This window comes from Wolbachia endosymbiont of Drosophila barbarae (genome assembly GCF_044752445.1).
GTDB lineage: Bacteria > Pseudomonadota > Alphaproteobacteria > Rickettsiales > Anaplasmataceae > Wolbachia > Wolbachia pipientis.
On record NZ_JBIXJM010000004.1, the window covers coordinates 1 to 3,316 of the forward strand.

Genomic DNA, 3,316 nt, shown 5'->3' on the forward strand with positions numbered 1-3,316 from the left:
TTGCTTACTCTATACGTTATATTTACTGTCGTTGGCTATATGCTTGGAACAATACAGCTAAGTAAATTTGATTTCATTGTAAGAATGTTCAAGATAGCATTTATAGCTTTTGCCTTTAGCGATAGAAGCTGGGAACTTTTTGGTACAACTTTATCCAGACTTTTTATAGATGGTAGCACTTATTTAGTTGATAGTTTTTCTGGCTATGTAGGAGAAGGGGAGAGAAAATTTGCATTCTTAGACTTGACAGCAGGAGTATTATTCACAGCAGAAACTTGGCTAAAGTTTTTATCGTTGATGCTTTCTGGTCCTTTTGGCGTTATTGCATTTTTGGCAATACTCTGCGCTACTTATGCGTTTTTAAAATGCATTATTAGTGCTACATTGAAATATGTAATATCTACTGTTCTAGTAGCGTTTTTACTGTCATTAACACCTTTATTTATCGTATTTATTCTATTTCAAAAGACTAAACCCTTGTTTGATAATTGGATAAAAACGTTGGCTCATGTTTCATTAGAACCAGTCATTTTATTTTCATTTTTATCTCTTTTAAATCAGTTGATGTATTCAGTTTTATATAACCTCACAAATTTTTCTGCATGCTATCAATGTTTAATTAGCGTAAATTTCTTATCGTATGATCTGTGCTTGATGAAATCAATACTGCCTCTTGGATACAGTCCTGGCACTAGCGTTGATGTTGCACTCAGTACCGGAGAAAGGGCTGGTGGACACTTTGCAGCATTACCTATAGACCTAATCCAGGCGTTTACATACCTCATTATTGCCGGTGCAATGGAAGCTTTTGTTTCTATATCGGAAACTATGGTACAAACACTATTTAGCTCTGGTTATGGAGTTACTGGCGGTGTTGGTACAGTTGCTAAGAGCGCATCGCAAGCTATGCTGTCAACCGTTGGCCTTGATGATAAGACCCAAAGTATGATACAGAGTATCAAGCAGAAAATGAGTAAAGATCGGGGAAAAATTGAGGCTAAATTACCTAACACACCAAAGCAACCAGACAAAAAAGAAGATTCTAAAGGAAGTTCTGATAAAACAACGAGTGATAGACCTAAAACATTAAAACAATCAGATCAGCAAAAAAATTCTGATGAAACAATAAGAAGTGATCCTAGTGCTAAAGCTAAAAACAAGGAAGAAAATGGAGAGGAGTAAGATATGAATGATGTTATGGAGTAACTAATTAAAAAGATATTTTAAGTAAAGGTTTAGAAATTTATTCTGTATTTGGAAAAAGTTTAGATATGCAATCACGTTTAGGCAAATGTTGGTTTAGGGTATTACTTCTTGCAGCTTATGTGCTGATCACAGGTTGTAGTAAGAACGATATGCCTTTTCCAAGGTGCATATCTGCTGACTATTTTGGTCCTGAACCTATTGCAGTAAGCGCTCATTTTTCAAGCGATCATGATGCTTTTATTCCAGAAGGTGAAGATGAAAGCGTTATTGATCCTGACACTGGTGAAATTAATTCTGGTTTTCACCATAACCAAGTGGTGAAGTGGAAAGATACTGGATTAGAAACCAATGGAGATAGCTTAATAGTGCGAGTAAATGGTGCATGGACATCTTGGAGTAATAATAACAAGAAGGAATCTAAAAAAGGCAGTTATACCTTACAAAGCTTGGAGCAGTTAAAATATGCAACTAAATTTGAAGGTAAACAAAGTGATAATAGTTTACCTAATTTTCACTTAGTTTGTAATGATTATAAACCTAGCATACAAAAATTTTCAAGTAAGTCTGATACAAGTTGCACTGTAAATTGCAAGTGCATTAATGAAGATGATAGCGCAAATACAGTATCACGTGGTGCTCCATGTTGGTTTACCAATGGTCATGGTGCTTATCTTTTGTTTCAAACGGGGAAAGATGATCCTAACGAAAATCTAAAGTTAATGCGCGATCCTCAATATCCTACTGTACATCTAGGTTACAACTCCGTGGCAGAAAATGGGAGCGGTCTTTTTACTTTAGACAGAGATAGCACTAAATTAAAAGACAGAAATTGTAATGAGTTGAAGTTAAAAAAGGGATGGAAAATATATGTAAAAATATTAGATAGATATTACTTAGATAATGTAGGTGGCTACTCTTTTGAGTTCTTAAGTGGAGTGCAGCAGCCAAGTAGTTTTGGGTTTTTTGATTACATTTATAACTATCTAAAATGTGTATTATTGATTAACGAAAATTGCAAAGAACATTTTAATAGCAATGATCCTGCAGTTGCACAAGCTATGTTCGAAAATATAGCTGAAAAAAGTACGAGCTTTCACAATTTTGTTCTTTCCTTGCTTGTTCTATTTGTAATGATTTCATCGCTTCTTTATCTTTTTGGCATGATACAAGAAACTAAGCATGATATGCTCATCAGAATGATGAAAATCACTCTAGTAATAGTGCTTATATCTCCTGGAAGTTTTAGATTTTTCTATGATCATTTTCTTGTTTTATTCGTTAAAGGTCTTGAACAATTGATAAGTATAATTACTAATTTTGCTCCCAACATGAACACCGGAAGTATTGCTCAAGGAGATGAAGCTAAGTTGTTTAGCTTCATGGAGGACATGTTCAATAAGTTTTTTGCTTATTCTGTTTGGAAAAAGTTTGCAGCGTTTTTACATTACCAAATGTGGGCAAGCCTTCTTATGATACCGGAAATTTTCATAGGGATTGTGCTATACTTCTTGCTGTGCTTATATGCTTACATAATATTTCTCTCTGGTTTTATGGGTATAGCTTTTCTTATAGCCATTATGCCACTGTTTCTAATTTCTATTTTATTTTCACCGCTGAAAAGTCTATTTGAAGGTTGGATAAAATTCTGCATCAGCTTTTGTTTACAGTCGATTATGATATTTGCTCTCTTGTCATTACTGGCTTCCATTATAATGAATACCTTTTATAGGCAGTTAGGTTTTACTGTATGCTACAATAAATGGTTTGAGGTAAGGTTATGTGCTCCAAAATGGGTGTTTGGTGGTTTTTGTATCGTTGATAAGCAGTACTTTGGTTGGACCCCAGGGCAAATTTTCGTACCTTACACTCTTGGAGAAACTTCTCCGCTGAACGTAGATAAGAACATAGAAGGTATAGAAAAGATAAGCAGAGAAGGTGGTACAATAAAATTTACTGGCGGTGCTGGGTATATCCCTCTTCCACCGGATTACATTGAAAAAGGGTTTCGTTATATAGATTATCCTTTCTTTAACCCAATTCCTGGTACTAAAGAGAATCCAGCAGACCATTATATTGCAGAAAGTGATATGGTAGTAGATAATAGCTGTAG

General features: G+C 34.7%; 2 protein-coding genes. Both read left to right on the forward strand.

What is annotated here, in order from left to right; all coding sequences use genetic code 11:
- On the forward strand, positions 1-1,182 hold a 1,182-nt coding region (locus ACIPNH_RS00075), incomplete at its 5' end, for a TrbL/VirB6 family protein (protein WP_400770752.1).
- Between the two features lie 89 nt (positions 1,183-1,271).
- The coding region (locus tag ACIPNH_RS00080; RefSeq protein WP_400770755.1) for a TrbL/VirB6 family protein at positions 1,272-3,316 on the forward strand (2,045 nt) is incomplete at its 3' end.